This window comes from Paenibacillus sp. VTT E-133291, assembly GCF_002264395.1.
Taxonomy (GTDB): Bacteria; Bacillota; Bacilli; order Paenibacillales; family Paenibacillaceae; genus Paenibacillus_AQ; species Paenibacillus_AQ nitricinens.
In genome coordinates, this window is sequence record NZ_NFVA01000116.1 from 1 (window position 1) to 16,546 (window position 16,546).

Genomic DNA, 16,546 nt, shown 5'->3' on the forward strand with positions numbered 1-16,546 from the left:
TCACTCGTTGTTCAGTTTTCAAAGATCAAGCTGTTTATTTCGTCGTTGTGTTGTTCAGCAGCGACCTTTATAATATATCACAGCGCCCTCGTTTTAGTCAACCTTTTTTTTAATTTCTTTTTTCGGTTGTCTTTCGAATGTTTTCGAAAGCACATCTCTGTGTCAGAGGGACGAGTTATAATTTAACACATGAACTATGAAAGAGTCAACCATAAATTTATTAGAATAAATATGAGCGTTTCATAATAGCGTGCAAACAAAAAAGAGAGTGCTTAGCCTCTCCCTATCCCTACTTATTTTATCTATAGATTACCGGCAAATCCTGCATCTAATTTCTTCTCTATAAGGTATATCGGATCGCATGACCCTCTCCCCCATGACCGTCAGCCCATAAAGTAATCTCACGGATTAGCGATCGAGAAACAAGCTTTCGTAAAACTAGGGGCAACTCAGCCTCTAATTGACACAGGCCAGAATGCTGTAGTAATTCTTTTATACTCCACGCTTCCTTACGGCTATTCAGAATATTAAAAAGCAATGCACAACAATCCGTCATTTTGGACATGATCCCAAATTCACACGCTAGAAGTACAAGCTCTACTCTTTGTTCTAAGGTCTCCGTGCTGATGGTTAGTTCCTCATATAGTTTATGGACTGAGGTGTTCATACTTTTAACCTGCTCCCAAATAGCCGGCTCTGGAAATGAACCAGATTCACTCACTTCTATTCTTGCCCAATGATATAGTGCCATCAATACACAGTTATACGAATCCATAATGTAGCCAGCTTCTATATACCGTTTAGATTTCACATACAAATGCAAGAATCGTGCAAACTCCATGAACTCCACTCGTTCCTTAAGAGGCCCTTCAAATTGTAAAATCTCCCGGCGCATATCCCCTAGTATTCCTTTGGGATCCCAAATCACTTCCCCAATCATCAAACTAGTAAGGAGCTCGTTATTATCTCCCGCCATGACAGCCCTCTCCAAAGCGGAAAGGCCAATATGGACTGACTGGGTCCGTGTGTCACCGGCAATGGTGTGGCGAACAATATGTTCTAAATCCTGTTCCTCATGTAAAACTAACACAACCATATCAAAATCGTGAAGTAGTGCGCTTTGAAAAGGAGTACTCCCTTTCTGCCGCAAAGCGACAGCTCCTAAAACATTTTCTTCAAACGTTTCTCCACTCAACAAAGTTACATTGGATAATTCCATGCTTCCCTCCATTAAATTTGGCGAATTTGCGTCCAGTCAGTTATAATTCAGTTATAATTATTATTCTACATATGAAAGACAGTTCCTTCTGGACAACCCAACTATATTTAGTTAGGAGCAAACACTCATGAAGTTTAAAACGGCTAAGATCAACGCTTTTCGCACATGGGGATTACTGCTCACAATGCTCGGAATGGGACTTATGGTTTTGGGTACAGCAGGCATCGTATTCTGGGGATCAACCGGGAAAGTATTCGCCGGAATCGGACTTGTAATCGGTTTAATTTCCATGATGGCAAGTCTTGCGATCTATTTCTGGGCTGGTATGCTCTCAACGAGTGCTGTTCAGCTAGAGTGCCCTGAATGTCACAAGCTGACCAAGATGCTCGGCAAAACAGACCGCTGTATGTTCTGTCACACCATTCTTACTATGGATCCTGCTGAGGCCACCATTACTGCGGATCAGCTTGAGCATCAGCAACTAAACCGCTAAACACACCTTACAGAGGCTCATTACTAACTAGTTAAAATGCACTCAAATATTTGCTAATACAACAAAGAGGCCCCCGATATGGGAGCCTCTTTGTTTGCTATAAATAATTATGATTACTTATGAATCTCTTGTAATGCTTCCCATGCTGACGAATTGCTAAAGCTCCGATTCCATGATCCGATGCCTCCAAGCCCCATGGACTTAGCAAGCTCAACTCTTGATTTTAAGCTCACCTTATCTTCTATCCATATTTTCTTAAGAGCGCCATCTTCCTTGTACTCTACGTAATTCTGCCCAGCATCCTTATCAAATGTAGGAGTTAGCTTCTTCTCTTTGATAATTTTTTCAACGGCATTCATACTAACCGATTTGGAGCTTACCTTTGTCTTACCATCTACTTGTGCCTCAGTCCAGATGCGGGTGTACAATGGGATCCCCAAAATCACCTTCTCAGGCGGCACATTGTCTTCCTCTATGATCCGGCTTATTGAATTCTCTACCCAAGGTAAGGAGGCAACAGAGCCCGCGATAGGGCTAGCCGCCCAATGTTCATCATAAGCCATCACGATTAGATAATCGACTAATGACCCCAGAGCCTTACGATCAAGGAATGCTGACCACATCTCGCTATTAGATTTAGGTGTCACGTCTATGGAGACGATTAGATTCTTAGCCTGAGCCATCGGTTTTAGCTCTCTCATAAATTGAGTGACATTCTCTCCGTCCTTCGTATACACATTCTCAAAATCGATATTAATTCCATCCAAATTATATAAATCCGAATACTCTAAGATCTGCACGATTGCATTCATCCGTTTCTCATAGGTGGACAATGCCTCAGTAGTCATGTCTGGCTCGAAGCTATTGCTAAGCAACCCCCATACCTCTAATCCGCGCCCATGCGCCCACTGCACATACGCACTGTCGGCCTGACTGCGCACATTGCCATCACCATCTATAATACTAAACCAGGTGGGGCTAGCCACGTTAACGCCTGGTAGCTCACCGAAGGTTTCTGGGTTAGGTTTGCGTTGGTAAACAGCCTCCCAATACAAATTCACTGACTTCCCTTTCCAGTTACGTTCAGCACGTGTTGGTGTGGATTTTTTCGGTTCCACTGTCTTTTGACCATCCCGAACAATGTCACTTGCCTTGGCATAACCTGCATACCCGCTGCTTAATTGTACAAATAGCCAGTCCTTATTTTCTTCATTCCAAATATTCACGACTGCCCCTGGAGACATATCCGCAACTATAGGTGCGTGAATGGATGCCTCATTTCGTAGAGCTACTGACTTGTCGCCTTTTTCACCTTTAACTTTTCCTAGCGAGACAGACTCTCCTGCCGTCATTAGTAATATTGCTCCGGTATTTGTATCCTCCTGTATTTCAAACCCATATAGATCTTCTAATACATCCGCAGGAAGGTAGGTCACTTTCTCCTTTACTTCAGGCGCTAACCGCAGCTGCAACGGACGATTATTCAGACTAGCATCAGTTTTATCCTCCTGCATGTAAAGGAGCTCACTATCCGTTGATAAAATGACCGATTTGGTCTTCTCTTCATAACGAATGGAAGGATCCACATACTCTTGCAACAATGGTAATGGTAATAGCATGCTATCCCCAGTTCCAGAGGCAGAATAACCTGTATGCTCTCCTTTTACAAAGATGGGATGCGCTTGAGCTTTCCAATCTACATCTATGTGCTGACGATTTGGCAATACATAAAACACTACCCAATATGCTGCTGCTACAATGATTAAGAGTCCAAATAAACGCCTAAAAAAACCTCCGCGCTTTTTGACGCGCCTCTGTCCCAGTCTTCTGTCCAAAATATATCCTCCAGATAATAATATGATTTTTAATAGATTCTAACATTACGATTATAACATCCACTTGGTTTCGTATAACCAGTAGAAAATAGTCATTTATCCTACAAATTGTTATATTCAAGTAGAAACGACATTGTCGTCTTTATATTTTTATAAAAATAAAAACGTGAGTCCTCCGCTTTCGGATTTCGCACGTTTATTGTGGCCACTTGGTATATCACCTTGACACCGTTCTATTCTAGTCTTAATGCTGCTTCTCTTTACAACTTTCGCAAAATCCATGCAGTTCCATACGCAATCCTGTAATCTTAAAGCCTGTAGCTTGCTCAGCATGCAGCTCTACATCCCTAAGCGAAGGATAACTGAAATCCTCAATCTTACCGCATTGTTGACAGATAACATGATAATGATCAGACACATTGGCATCAAAACGGCTGGAGCTATCCCCATAGGTCAACTCACGAACCATGCCAGCTTCCATAAACATCTTGAGATTATTATATACGGTTGCCACGCTCATGCTCGGAAATTTAGGCTCTAATGCCCGATATATATCGTCAGCTGTAGGATGATTCATTGCTTCCATCAAATACGTAAGAATCGCATGACGCTGGGGCGTTATACGGACACCTGTTGTTTTTAATTGTTCCAATGCATGTTGTACGCCACTCCCCATGACTGTCACCGCCTTTTAAATTTAAAAATAAAAGAAATATTTCTTATATAATTGTAAGACTGGGTTTTCAATCTTGTCAACGAAGTCGATACATTATATTCATTATTATATAAGAAAAATTACTTTTTTCAATAACCTCTCACATTTAAGTTGCTGTTTCCCTCAACCTGAATCTTGAACTCACCTGTGCCCACTTCACCAGATATCTTCTTCTTATCAATGGTTAAGATAGGTAAATCTGAAATAATATCGCCATATCCACTTGAGCCATTCAACTTATAGTTCCCTAACTGCGGCAAATACAATTGAATATCGCCAACTGCACTATAAATGTCCCAGTCTCCTCCGACTTCATGTGAACGAACATCAATGATGCCATTCAAGGATTCTGCATGCAGCTTCGACCTAGCTCCATCAATCTCTAAATTACCATTTTTGCTAGAAATATCGATCTCGGCTTCATTTCCGGATGCACCGATATTGCCAACTGCCGTTGATAATTTCAAGGCTCCTGTGACATTCCATGCATTCATATTGCCACCGCTCGTTGATAAATCAACACTGCCCTGGACGGATCTCGCACGCACAGCTCCATTCAGTGTTTTGCCTTTCACATTACCAAAGATACGATGAAGAATAAGTTCTCCATTCCCCGTTTCCAGCGAAATATCTTCGATCGCTTCTATGTTCTGCAGGGTGATCCCACCATTCATAGTACGAACATCGAGGTTAAACCGGCGGTCCTCCGGCAAAGAAATGTCCAAATCCATTCGCGGCTGACGCTTACCTGATTCTCCATAAGCCTTGCTGTTTGAAGTGATTTTTATGGTTGGTCCTTCAACAACGTCCACAAAGGACTGCTCCGAAATGGCTTCAGCCATCGGACCCTCCAATTGATCTACCCAAACTGTAGTAGTAATTTGAATATTATCTACAGGTGCCCGATGCAATAAAATATCCCCATTAATACCATCAACGGATATTTTAGCTGTATTTAACTTCACTGGAACAATAAGCGGAGCTTTCTGAAATTTGCTTCCCTTCGCCTCGCCATAGTCGACTGCAGCTGCTGTAAGGTTGAGACTCACATTTTTCCACAGATATAAATAATGTTCTTGTTCGGCAACGATAAACACACTCGCAGCAAGCAATATAGCAGATAAAAGGCCGCGTAAATCTAATCTGATTCTTGTTCCCTTTTGTACAGAGCCTGAACGACCAGAGAAGAAATACATGAACAGGAACTCAATCCCCCATAACACTGGGATGACCGGCCACCACTTCAAGAGTAAAAGCATATAATCCGACCCGTCTCTCCAATCCAGAAACAACGGGATGGCAATAGCAATAAGCAAGACCGATGCTGTATATCTTCCTACACGCCGGTTATGAGACTCATTTTTTTTGCGCGAAACGATTCCTCTGACAATTTCTCTTACTCCTATATATGTACCACCACATAATAAAACTGCAGACACGGCCACTTCGGAGTAATGCTCAATAAAAAATTGCAGCCATGCCGGCTTTTGGCGAAACAAAATGAGAACTGCTCCCCCTAAAAGAAGTAGAAATCCAAAGGATACGCCAGGTTCACTGACGATACTACGACGCTTAGGAGGTGTATTTATATTTGCCATAGGATCATCAAGCTCTTGATCTTCAGGGTAACGAAGAATCTTGTCCGCTGATTGCAGTACATCATACACATTATAGAAATATATCGCCGGAATAATTAGTGCAAGTAAAATCAGCAATGGAACATTAATCTGCATTCCAATAGATGAGAAATATATTAAAGCTGAGATATCCAATAGTATCAAGAATATAAAGGTAATTCCTTTGCGGAGAAGCCCAAAGTATAAGTGCCCAGTTCCTGGGATGAGAGCTGCCAATAGTCCAGCGATAAATTTGCGTTTGCGGCGGCGCCGCTTTGGACGTGGAGGGATTATCTTCTTCTGAATCTCACTCTCCGTAGTCTCAAGAACGGCTGAACCCCGCTGCTCTTCCTGCGCTGAGAGCATTGCAGAATCATTTGTCATATCTCGGCTCCTCCTTTCGTAAACAACGATCTGTGTAAAGGCTTCTTCAAAGTGAACCACTCCGATAAAAATCAATCAATTCCACACCGGGAGCAACTTCCTGCGATCCCATAGGTACAAAACCATGCTTGCTGTACAAAGATATGGCAGGCAAGTTTAGCTTCCCCGTAGATACGATATATTGCTCCATCCCTGAAAAATGTTCAAATACATATTCCAAAAGACTGCTTGCAATCCCTCTACGGAAAAAGTCCGGTCCCACCATCATCCGCGTAATCGTGAGTTTACCCGGGGATTCTTCTTCTATAGCAACAGCACCCATCAGTTCTTCATCTTCATCAAAGCAGCCGTAAAAATCCTCTTTAGAGTGGCTGAGCATCTCTCTCGTCTCCATAAGCGGCGGGATCTCACGGAACCCTATTAATTCAGCTTCTAGTCGGTAGGCCTTATGCTGGAGGCTCCATAGTTCATTAATGGTACTATCATCCTGGAGGTTTAGCTTAATAATTGTATTCATCCCTACTAGTCCCCTTATATGCCGCTAAGGGCCTGCCGTTGCCGACAAGCCCTTAGCTTATTACATAAGTATTTTACCCCAAGTCTAAACACCTTTGGCGTCCTTTTATGGACGGCAAGCGTTTAGACGAGAAATACAAGGTTTAGCTGCTCAATACCTCGATCAGAAGTTTATTCGCAAGACCTGGATTTGCCTTACCTTTACTTTCTTTCATAACTTGTCCTACGAGGAAACCGATTGCTTTCTGTTTACCTGCTTTATAATCTTCCACTGATTGTGGATTAGCAGCTACGACAGCTTCCACAATTCCTTTAATGGCACCTTCATCACTGATTTGTACCAGACCTTTTTCCTCAACGATTGCAGCAGGCAATTTACCGCTTTCTAGCATTTCTTTAAATACCGTTTTAGCGATCTTGTTGCTGATTGTTCCGCCTGCAATGAGGCCAATCATTTCCCCGAGCCCTTGCGGCGTAATTTTGACCTGAGACAATTCCAGGTTATTACTATTCAAATAAGCAAGCAGTTCACCCATGATCCAGTTAGCTACAGCCTTGGCATCCTGCGTATAAGTAAGACATTCTTCGAAAAAGTCCGCTAAAGGCTTAGAAGAAGTGATCACACCAGCATCATAAGCTGTAAGACCCAGTTCTTCACTGTAGCGAGCTTGTCTTGCATCCGGTAATTCCGGGATCGTCGAACGAATGGATTCTTTCCAGGCATCGTCAATATGCAGCACGATCAGATCCGGATCTGGGAAGTAACGATAATCGTGCGCTTCCTCTTTCCCACGCATAGATAAAGTTTTCCCTTGGGCTTCATCCCAGCGGCGAGTCTCTTGTACAACTACTCCACCATCATCCAGGATCTCAGCCTGACGATATTGTTCATACTCCAGTCCACGCAGCACACCGCGGAAGGAGTTCATGTTCTTAAGCTCTGCTCTAATACCGAATTCCTCTTGGCCTTCTGGGCGTAGACTGATGTTCGCGTCACAGCGCATCGATCCTTCTTCCATCTTCACATCCGATACGTCGCAGTATTGCATAATGGCACGGATTTTTTCCAGATAAGCACGAGCTTCCTCTGGGGAGCGCAAGTCTGGCTCAGATACGATTTCGATAAGTGGAGTTCCCACCCGGTTAAAATCGACAAGCGAAGCAAAACCGCCATCTACGTGCGTCAGCTTACCCGCATCCTCTTCCAAATGCAGACGAGTAATGCCGATCCGTTTGGTCTCTCCATTGACTTCAATGTCAATCCAGCCGTTCAAACCGATAGGTTGATCAAATTGTGAGATCTGATAGGCTTTCGGAGAATCGGGGTAAAAATAGTTCTTGCGGTCAAATTTACTAACATCACCGATGGTGCAGTTCAGCGCCATCGCTGCTTTCATAGCGTAATTTACCGCTTGTTTGTTGAGCACTGGCAATACGCCGGGGTGACCCAGGCAGACAGGACAGGTATGCGTGTTAGGCGGGGCTCCAAATTCAGTGGAGCATCCGCAAAAGATTTTGGAGTTGGTATGAAGCTCTACGTGAACCTCTAAGCCGATGACCGTTTCGTATTTAGACATAAGTAATCCCATTCCCTCCTTTACTACAGCTGTGGACGCTGCTTATGATGATCAGTATTTTGTTCAAAAGCGTGAGCAACACGCAGAATCGTACTCTCGTCAAACTCTTTACCGATTATTTGCAGGCCTACTGGCATGCCTTCCGCAAAGCCACAAGGAACGCTAACGGCAGGAATACCCGCCAAGCTCACAGGAATCGTAAGAATATCGTTCAGATACATAGTCAGCGGATCTTCCGTTTGTGAACCTAATTTGAATGCTGTAGTAGGCGCTGTTGGGCCGATGACCACATCATATTTTTTAAAGATGTCATCAAAATCCTGTTTAATCAAAGTGCGCACCTTTTGCGCTTTTAAATAATAAGCATCATAATATCCAGAGCTTAGTGCATAAGTCCCCAGCATAATACGACGTTTTACCTCAGGACCAAAGCCGCGACTTCGGGAATTTTGATACAGATCGAGCAATCCTCCACCTTCATCTACACGTACGCCATAACGTACACCGTCAAACCGGGCAAGGTTCGATGAAGCTTCCGATGAAGACAGCAAATAATATGCCGCTACTGCATATTCCGTATGTGGTAATGAAACTTCCTCCCAGACAGCGCCCATTCCTTCCAGCACCTTAAGTGCAGACAAGACCGTCTCACGAACAGAAGCATCGACACCCGCTCCCAAGTATTCCTTAGGTACAGCGATACGAAGACCGGAAACATCACCAGTCAGCGAACTCAAATAATCAGGAATGTCTACCTTAGCTGAAGTAGAGTCCTGTGCATCATAACCAGCAATCGCTTGAAGAATATATGCAGAATCTTCTACATTACGCGTAAGCGGGCCAATCTGATCCAGAGAGGAAGCAAAGGCTACCAAACCGTAACGTGACACAAGGCCGTAGGTAGGTTTGAGACCTACAACGCCGCAATAGGAGGCTGGCTGGCGGATGGAACCCCCAGTATCAGAACCTAATGAGAAGAAAACTTCACCCGCAGCTACGGCTGCAGCAGATCCACCGCTGGAACCGCCAGGCACACGCTCTAGATCCCAAGGATTGCGTACGGGACCAAAGCTTGAGTTCTCGTTAGAACCGCCCATCGCGAATTCATCCATATTCAACTTACCAATGGTTACGGCATCTGCTTGCTGCAGTTTTGAAGCAACAGTAGCGTTGTAAATCGGTTGGAAATTGTTTAGAAATTGGCTGGCACAGGTCGTACGCAGTCCTTTCGTTACAATATTATCCTTAATTCCCGCAGGAAGACCAAACAGCAACCCACGTGCTGCTCCGGATGCCAGTTTGTCGTCCAAAGCGCGTGCGGTGCTACGAGCGCCCTCCTCGTTCAAGGTCAAAAATGCATTTACTTTTTTATCCCGCTCAGCGATAACCGCCAGCGATTCTTCAGTCAGTTCACTGACCGATACCTCTTTAGCAGTTAACATGCGATGTACTTCAGGCAATCGATTTTGAAACAGGCTCAAGATTCTTCCCCCTTTCTAATTATGTAGTTATTCCAAAACAGCCGGAACCTTGAAATGTCCGTCTTCATCATCAGGTGCGTTAAGAAGTGCTTCCGCTTGCGTTAGGCTTTCCTTCACAACATCCTCACGCATCACATTACTGACCTGCAGTACATGCGTGGTCGGCTTCACATTCTCCGTATCTAGCTCATTCAACTTCTCAGCATATTGTAAAATAGCATTCATTTGTTCTGTAAAGGTTGCCTCTTCTTCCGGGCTCAATTGCAGACGAGCCAGCTTGGCCACATGCTGCACATCTTTAACGGTAATGCTCATAAGATAAATCCCTCCTAATTAAAGGGCTAAAGTGCCCGGATAACGTTTTTAATTATATTGTAGAAGCTTAGACAATTCAATGATGGGGTGTAAAACAAACGCTCCTTTATCAAAGTGAAGGGGATTCCAACACTTTTTAAAGGAGCGTTCTATTCATTAATGTATAGGGATTGTCATTTCCAGCTGAGGAATATATTCAACTACTGGGTAACCTTTACTGTCTAATAAATTCCGTTTTTCACTACCCTCTCCCGTATATTTGTAGAGAAAGGTTTTGATCGTCAGAGCTTTTACATCCTCTGGGAGCGGTACAATATTAACATCCTCTTTAAGACTAAAATGAAGGATCTCATCTATCTTTTCTGAATCCGTCCAACCACTGCCACCGTTTACATACTGCAAGAAGTTGCCCTTATCATCATAGACCTCATAGTTGAATGCCAGGTTGTTGGTGTCTGTTAGATAAGTATCTGGAATCCCCTCATGGGCTAGAACACTCATCCGTATTTGCGTGGTTGCCGGGGTCTGAGTAATCTTCTCCACAGTAGTCGTTACATGATTGTAAGTTTGACTGATTCCGGGCTGTTGAACAATATTATGACTCGTATCTTTTTTTACAGGAACTTCAATTTGAAAATCATCATCGATTCCGGACAATCGGCCTTTCACTATCATTTGGAACTGCTCTGGCAAAGCAATGCCCCCCTCATCATAGGATTTCTCTGAGAATTGCAAAATCAAAGATTGTTCATCAACCCCCGGAGAAAGGATAAGGCCAATATTATGTTTAAAAGAATCCTCTTGTTCCTCCCCAGCATTCAAAGGCTGGCCATCAATAAATACCTGCAGATCCTGAAAGTCTCTAATGAATGCTCCCACTTCGTTATTACCTTCACGCTTCAACGCTACAGAAAGCCGTGTCCCGTCATAAATAACTTCACTAGCACGGATAGTAACATCATGAACCTGGTCACTGCTATCAACTGCAGTCGTTAAGCCTTGGCGACTCGCTGCCTGAAGCCCCATATCACCCGCAAGCTCAAAAATACTATTGACTAAAGGAATACGTTCCAGCGACCTAGCCAAGGCAGGAGAAGTAAACCCACTTCCAAGCACGATAACTCCCAAAACAAGAGCTGCCCCGAATCCAAGCGCTATCCTTTTCACAAGATGAAATTTATACGTGGATCTCTTTATCTTCACATAATCCAGCATCACATACGTATCCTCTTGACGTTGACGAATCTTAGAGGGGAGCTCATTTGCCGGAAGGATATCTATATTTTTCAAAAGCAGTTCAAGCTCTGCCGCTGTTCTCTTTTTTTTCATCTGCTTCATCCCTTCTAAATATCATTAAAATCCATTCAATAAGTGTTTTCTTGCTCTGTAGAGGCGTGACTTGACTGCCGTTTCAGAAATATTAAGAAGGCTAGCAATTTGTTTAATGGGCATATCCTGAAAATAATGCATCGAAATCACGGTTTGCAGCGAAGCATCCAATCGCTCCACCGCTTCCCGCAGCTCGATTTTTTCATACTCTGCACCGGAGGAATGGCACTCCAGAGCAGAAAGGGTATCTCCAGCCTCTACTTGATTTGTCTGCTTGCGTTGGAGCTTGTGACATTCATTTATAAGGATGCGAAGCATCCATGTCTTAAAAAAATCCGGCTGCCGCAAGCCATGGATAGAGCGGTAAGCCTTCAGTGTGGCTTCCTGCATGGCATCAGCACAATCCTCATCCCTACCCAAAATAGAACGGGCCATGCCATACATTTCAGGTTCAATCTGCCGACACAGCTGGATAAATGCATCTTTATCGCCGTCTCTCGCTTGTTGAACAGCGGTTATCATCTTCACTTAAGGCTCTCCTTTATTTAGGTTAAAGTGCCTATACCGCAGATCTGCATTCTCGTATTCGGCTCTCAATAGTTTAGATACATAAAAACGGCAGTTGGTTGTACCCCCCCAAAAAAAAAATGGATTTTAATAATTATTAGGAAGCAATAAAAGAAAGGTTTCTGAAGAGTGATATGTAAATTCAGAGGATTGTTATGGAGGAACTGCTCTTTACGGCAAAACAAAAAAGCCGGCTTTCGCCGGCCTTCCTTAAATCCAAGCTCTAAGATTCACTTGTTTAATGAAATCTGCTTGGGACATGCTTTCGCTTGACGTTGTTTCCGTCTCTTCTGTATCCATATCTTCACCGTTCATCAAATGATGGAACAGCTTCTCATTGTACGTGGACAAAGCATAATCAATTAACGCTTCATGCGTTGCTCTTTCAGCCTCAGCTACTAATAAATGTTCTTCCGCCTCAATGTCTTCAGCCGGAACATAAAAGTTCCTATTAGCTTCCGGTACACGTATAACATAGTCAAACGCATTATCGGGATTGCGGTCGTAAGCAATTAGGTAGCCGTATTCCCCGATAGGAAGACTCTGCTCAAAAGCGTCCGCAACAATGACAATCTTTTCTCCTAAACGCAGCATCGCCCTACCTCCTGACCCCAAAATCTATCATGATTTTGCTTGTTTCAACAGTCTACTAAAAAAAGATAGAACTGTCTAGCGGCAGGCCAAACGATCCTGAAAATTGTACCAAGCAATAACGCCTTCGGCGTCCCCTAAGGACGATACGCGTTTATGCGAGAAATAGAAGGATAATGTATAGCGTGAAACTTATACTTTCTTATATTTTAAAATATACTATATTCGATACAGCACAGCTTAATAATCAATTGGGAAGGTTGTTCTTTCTTGTCAAAAGCGCGGCCCCAACAAGGCAAATTAGGATCAATACACCGGCAGAAAGATATGGACCTGCTCTAAAGCCCTCTCCATCTGTAAGAATTCCTGCTGACAGCCCGGAAAGTCCTGCGGGTGTCCAGTCAAACCATGTAGGCAATAAGCTTAAGCCTAATGACAATCCAGCCATTAACGCCAGTGCTAAAAAAGCGGCTACTGGAGGTCTTAAAAAGGCACTAAACAACAACGTAGCCGAGACAATACATAATAACCACAAACCATATACCCCTGAAGCTGCGATAACCCCGCCCCATGATAGCGATCCAATTAGTTGCTCCGTGTAATAAGCTGCACCCGCTGCACCCAATCCAAGCGCAACAACAAGCAGGGTCAGTTGAGCTGTCCATTTAGCGATCACTATGGCCGCGGGAGAAACCGGTCTTACTAGAATTAACTCCATAGTTCCGCTATAGCGTTCTCCAGCTAAAGTATTCATCGAGCCTAGCGCCAATACCAGCATTCCAATTGTTCCATACTGTCCCAGTGCTTGCGCCATCACAACTGCGGCACTCGGTATTTCATACCCTTCCAGCAGACCTGGGGGCACATCCCCGGAGGCTTTTAATATTTCCGGCAAATAATAAGTGCTTAAAGGCTGCATAATGCCTAAAATGATGAACACGACAGGTATCCAGATTAGCTTATAACTGCGAGCCATCTCGAGCATTTCTTTTCGATAAAGGACCCAGGTGCTGCTCATACGCCCACCACCTTCATAAATAAATCCTCTAATGTGGAAGAGCCTGCTTCAAATTGCAGCAATGGAATTTCGAGCTGCGCTGCTTCTTGCAAAATCGTCTGGCGGGCCTTTTCCACATTATTCACATTAAAAACCGCATGATCTCCAAACAACTCCGACTCCAGTACAAACGGCTTGGAGGCAAGAGATTCCAGCCACTGAATGGCTTCTTTGTGCTTCTCGGTACGTAAACGAATAACAGGAAGGCTGTATTGTGAACGAAGCTGCGACAAAGACCCCTGCTCAGCAATGTGTCCATGATTCATTAAAATAATATCGTCACAAATCTCTTCCGCATCATGCAGCACATGCGTGGAGAAAACTACCGTTGTCTCTTCACGTATTTCTCGCAGCAATTCCATCACTTCCCTGCGGCCGATCGGATCAAGTGCAGATACGGGCTCATCCAGTAAAAGCAGTCGAGGGCGATGCACAAGTGCCTGTGCGAGACCCAACCGCTGCTTCATCCCCCCGGAATACCCACCAATCCTGCGGCGTGCATCGTCTTTGAGGCCTACACGCATAAGCGATTCCAAAGCGCTGCTTGTTGCTTCTTTAGCTCCCATTCCACTAAGCTTTGCAGCAAACACAACATACTCCTGTCCAGTCATCCAACCGTAAAAGGCTGGGGATTGCGGTACATATCCTAGTCCTCTGCGATATTCTGATCCAGGACGGCTCCCCTCAAACGAAATCATTCCAGAGGTAGGTTCTAGAAGACCTGCCAGCATACGTAGTGTGGTCGTCTTGCCTGCACCATTGGGCCCTAGTAAGGCAACACATCTTCCTTTTTCAATATCAAAGCTTATATCATGTACGGAAATATGCGCCCCATAGCTTTTGCGTATATTTGTAACTTGAAGGAGTGACATTAGACATCTTTCCTTCCTATCGTGAAATAAGCTACGCTGCCTAATATATTTCCGAAAATAATGACTATAATCCACAACCATTTTGGACCGCGCACTTTATCTGCTTTGGCTAAAGAAATCAAACCGATAATAGCCAGTAAAGCCTGCAAAATGATCAACGGCATAATTAATCCCCATTTTAGATCTTCCATGAATTACCACTCCTTTTGTGTTATGAAAGGAACGAGCTCATATCCCGGACCTTTACAACTTCTTTCGCCTACGTCTTTCCGGTAGAATGACAACAAGTAAATAGACCAAAGCAGGTGAAGGAACTGTAGTTATAGCCCATAGACCCCAGAACCAGGCTTTTCTTCCGCGTCGTCTTGCATCCCGGAATAGCCATGTCCCTTGCAGCATTAATGCTATAGCTATGCAAAACCATAACCATAGGGGCACATCCTGCAGCTCATTCATTCTTGCGCACCTTCTCTGTTTCTCCTAATCCTCGCTATTCCTAGAGCACTGAGTCCCGCAATAGGAATAATCGCTTGAATAATCCAATAGATTATCGGTGCAGAACCGAGAATGGATAGAAATACGCTGACCAGGATCAAAGATATGCCCCAGAATAACAGCAGCTCTTTACGTTCCATGCTCTTTCTATGCACAGAAGCATCAACCATTAACCTCTCCAGTTCCTGTAATGAAGGTGGTGTGATGTCATTATATTGTGCATCTAACCGGTCAAGCTCATTTGAAAGCTTGTGCAAATACATCTCAGGCTCCTTATCTTTATCCTTCTCCATCCTCATTCAGCTCCTTTCGTAGTTGGTTAAGACCAAGGGATACACGCGACTTGACTGTACCTGAAGGAACTCGCATGATCTCGCCAATTTCGTCATAACTATAGCCATAGTAATGCTTCAATAGCACAGCCACTCTTTGTGCAGAGGGTAATCTGGAGAGGGAATCCAGCACTTCACTCCACTCTTCCCCTCTGCTCTCAAATCGCCAACGAATCGAACGGATCCCCTGTTCCTGCTGCTCCCGCTGTTTCCATTCCGCTTCACGCTTCCAGCGCCGCTTGCGATCAATAAATATTCTGGTGGCAATTGTGATTAACCAAGAGGAAAAGGAAGAAGTTCCGTTATAGGTGCTGATCTTCTCCATACATCTGACCATGGTGTCCTGTACAATATCCTCTGCCAGCAACGGGTCCATGGTCACCTTGATTAAATATTTGAATAAAAAAGTATAGTGTTCTCGCAGCAGTGAAGACAATGCTGAAGTATCTCCCTGCTGTGCCCGTCTGATTCTCTCCAGCGACTGATCGCTCATCTGCCCCTCCATTCAAGATTTCGTTTCTATTTGTAGTACGAATATGTATTATGAATCGTTCATTCCACTTAATAATTATTTTTTGAGATCCCACAACTTGCGCCGCCAGGGCTGAATAATACCTTCCCTTGCCGGAAAATGCCAAAAAAGAGACGTCCTTCTGATCTCGTCTCCTGAAACCACTGATAATCCCCCGTAAACCCCACTGGTCTCCTGAAGCAAGCCATTACGAAGATCCTTATTTTCAAATTGTATGTCTCTACGTTCTTCGGATGCACAAAAGCCAGCCTTTCCTGGACACTCCGAAAAAAATCGGCAATTACTGCTGCAAAAATGGTTCCATTTCTCCTTGGAGTCATACCAACCATAGTCCAGCGGGTAGTATATATTCTTCTCCATTCTACTTCCCTCCATGCTTTTAAGCCTATATGAAGACAAAAAAAGAACGCAAACCGGGATTAATTCCGCAGTCTGCGTGCTTCGCGAGGTAAAAGTTACATTTAATTAACCTCATTCTAGTCCTTTTGTAGTCTTTTGTCTATTAAAACTTCCTCGGTTTTTGTCGGTTCTACTAGAACCAACGTCTATTGAGCAAGCATAAACGCCTTCAGTGTCCTTATAAGGACGACAAGCGTTTAAGCGAGAAATATAAGACATAA

General features: G+C 43.9%; 19 protein-coding genes. 1 reads left to right on the top strand and 18 read right to left on the bottom strand.

Annotated elements, in window-relative coordinates:
• Positions 1 to 340: 340 nt before the first annotated feature.
• Positions 341 to 1,219, bottom strand: a complete 879-nt coding sequence (locus CA598_RS28320) for a nucleotidyltransferase-like protein (protein ID WP_179281681.1) — start codon at positions 1,217 to 1,219, stop codon at positions 341 to 343.
• A 127-nt stretch (positions 1,220 to 1,346) separates the two neighbouring features.
• Between CA598_RS28320 and CA598_RS28325 the strand changes: the two genes are divergently transcribed.
• Positions 1,347 to 1,712, top strand: a complete 366-nt coding sequence (locus CA598_RS28325) for a DUF2614 family zinc ribbon-containing protein (RefSeq protein WP_094872397.1) — start codon at positions 1,347 to 1,349, stop codon at positions 1,710 to 1,712.
• A 113-nt stretch (positions 1,713 to 1,825) separates the two neighbouring features.
• Here CA598_RS28325 and CA598_RS28330 read toward each other — a convergent pair whose 3' ends face one another.
• The 17 genes from CA598_RS28330 to CA598_RS28410 form a co-directional block, all read right to left on the bottom strand.
• Positions 1,826 to 3,547, bottom strand: a complete 1,722-nt coding sequence (locus CA598_RS28330) for a glycosyl hydrolase family 18 protein (protein WP_094878636.1) — start codon at positions 3,545 to 3,547, stop codon at positions 1,826 to 1,828.
• Positions 3,548 to 3,791: 244 nt separating this feature from the next.
• On the bottom strand, positions 3,792 to 4,223 hold the full coding sequence (locus CA598_RS28335) for a Fur family transcriptional regulator (RefSeq protein ID WP_094872400.1): 432 nt from the start codon (positions 4,221 to 4,223) through the stop codon (positions 3,792 to 3,794).
• A 128-nt stretch (positions 4,224 to 4,351) separates the two neighbouring features.
• Positions 4,352 to 6,262 carry a DUF4097 family beta strand repeat-containing protein gene (locus CA598_RS33150; RefSeq protein ID WP_256990689.1) on the bottom strand — a complete coding sequence of 637 codons (1,911 nt, stop codon included), beginning with the start codon at positions 6,260 to 6,262 and terminating at the stop codon, positions 4,352 to 4,354.
• A gap of 46 nt (positions 6,263 to 6,308) precedes the next feature.
• Positions 6,309 to 6,779 (bottom strand): GNAT family N-acetyltransferase, encoded by a 471-nt coding sequence (locus tag CA598_RS28345; RefSeq protein ID WP_094878637.1) that lies wholly within the window; start codon positions 6,777 to 6,779, stop codon positions 6,309 to 6,311.
• Positions 6,780 to 6,921: 142 nt separating this feature from the next.
• Positions 6,922 to 8,367, bottom strand: a complete 1,446-nt coding sequence (gene gatB, locus CA598_RS28350; RefSeq protein ID WP_094878638.1) for an Asp-tRNA(Asn)/Glu-tRNA(Gln) amidotransferase subunit GatB — start codon at positions 8,365 to 8,367, stop codon at positions 6,922 to 6,924.
• Between the two features lie 11 nt (positions 8,368 to 8,378).
• Positions 8,379 to 9,836, bottom strand: a complete 1,458-nt coding sequence (gatA, locus tag CA598_RS28355) for an Asp-tRNA(Asn)/Glu-tRNA(Gln) amidotransferase subunit GatA (RefSeq protein ID WP_094878639.1) — start codon at positions 9,834 to 9,836, stop codon at positions 8,379 to 8,381.
• 27 nt (positions 9,837 to 9,863) lie between these two features.
• A complete protein-coding gene (gatC, locus tag CA598_RS28360; RefSeq protein WP_094878640.1) occupies positions 9,864 to 10,151 on the bottom strand; it encodes an Asp-tRNA(Asn)/Glu-tRNA(Gln) amidotransferase subunit GatC in 288 nt (95 codons plus the stop codon).
• 156 nt (positions 10,152 to 10,307) lie between these two features.
• Positions 10,308 to 11,480, bottom strand: a complete 1,173-nt coding sequence (locus CA598_RS28365) for a DUF4179 domain-containing protein (protein ID WP_179283783.1) — start codon at positions 11,478 to 11,480, stop codon at positions 10,308 to 10,310.
• 24 nt (positions 11,481 to 11,504) lie between these two features.
• Positions 11,505 to 12,008, bottom strand: a complete 504-nt coding sequence (locus CA598_RS28370) for a sigma-70 family RNA polymerase sigma factor (protein ID WP_094878642.1) — start codon at positions 12,006 to 12,008, stop codon at positions 11,505 to 11,507.
• Between the two features lie 249 nt (positions 12,009 to 12,257).
• A complete protein-coding gene (locus CA598_RS28375; RefSeq protein WP_094872408.1) occupies positions 12,258 to 12,641 on the bottom strand; it encodes an ATPase in 384 nt (127 codons plus the stop codon).
• A gap of 244 nt (positions 12,642 to 12,885) precedes the next feature.
• Positions 12,886 to 13,656 (bottom strand): ABC transporter permease subunit, encoded by a 771-nt coding sequence (locus CA598_RS28380; protein WP_094878643.1) that lies wholly within the window; start codon positions 13,654 to 13,656, stop codon positions 12,886 to 12,888.
• Positions 13,653 to 14,567, bottom strand: a complete 915-nt coding sequence (locus CA598_RS28385; RefSeq protein ID WP_094878644.1) for an ABC transporter ATP-binding protein — start codon at positions 14,565 to 14,567, stop codon at positions 13,653 to 13,655. The genes CA598_RS28380 and CA598_RS28385 overlap by 4 nt, the downstream gene beginning before the upstream one ends.
• Entirely contained in the window at positions 14,567 to 14,758 is a 192-nt protein-coding gene (locus tag CA598_RS28390; RefSeq protein ID WP_094878645.1) for a PLD nuclease N-terminal domain-containing protein, read from the bottom strand. The genes CA598_RS28385 and CA598_RS28390 overlap by 1 nt, the downstream gene beginning before the upstream one ends.
• A gap of 52 nt (positions 14,759 to 14,810) precedes the next feature.
• Positions 14,811 to 15,023, bottom strand: coding sequence for a hypothetical protein (locus tag CA598_RS28395; RefSeq protein ID WP_094872414.1), 213 nt, complete (start codon positions 15,021 to 15,023; stop codon positions 14,811 to 14,813).
• Positions 15,020 to 15,355: a YxlC family protein gene (locus CA598_RS28400; protein ID WP_094872416.1), complete on the bottom strand. Its 336-nt coding sequence runs from the start codon at positions 15,353 to 15,355 to the stop codon at positions 15,020 to 15,022. Before CA598_RS28400 ends, CA598_RS28395 begins: the two co-directional genes overlap by 4 nt.
• Positions 15,342 to 15,887, bottom strand: coding sequence for an RNA polymerase sigma factor SigY (sigY, locus tag CA598_RS28405; protein ID WP_094878646.1), 546 nt, complete (start codon positions 15,885 to 15,887; stop codon positions 15,342 to 15,344). The genes CA598_RS28400 and sigY overlap by 14 nt, the downstream gene beginning before the upstream one ends.
• A gap of 75 nt (positions 15,888 to 15,962) precedes the next feature.
• A complete protein-coding gene (locus tag CA598_RS28410) occupies positions 15,963 to 16,286 on the bottom strand; it encodes a hypothetical protein (protein ID WP_094872419.1) in 324 nt (107 codons plus the stop codon).
• Positions 16,287 to 16,546: the final 260 nt, after the last annotated feature.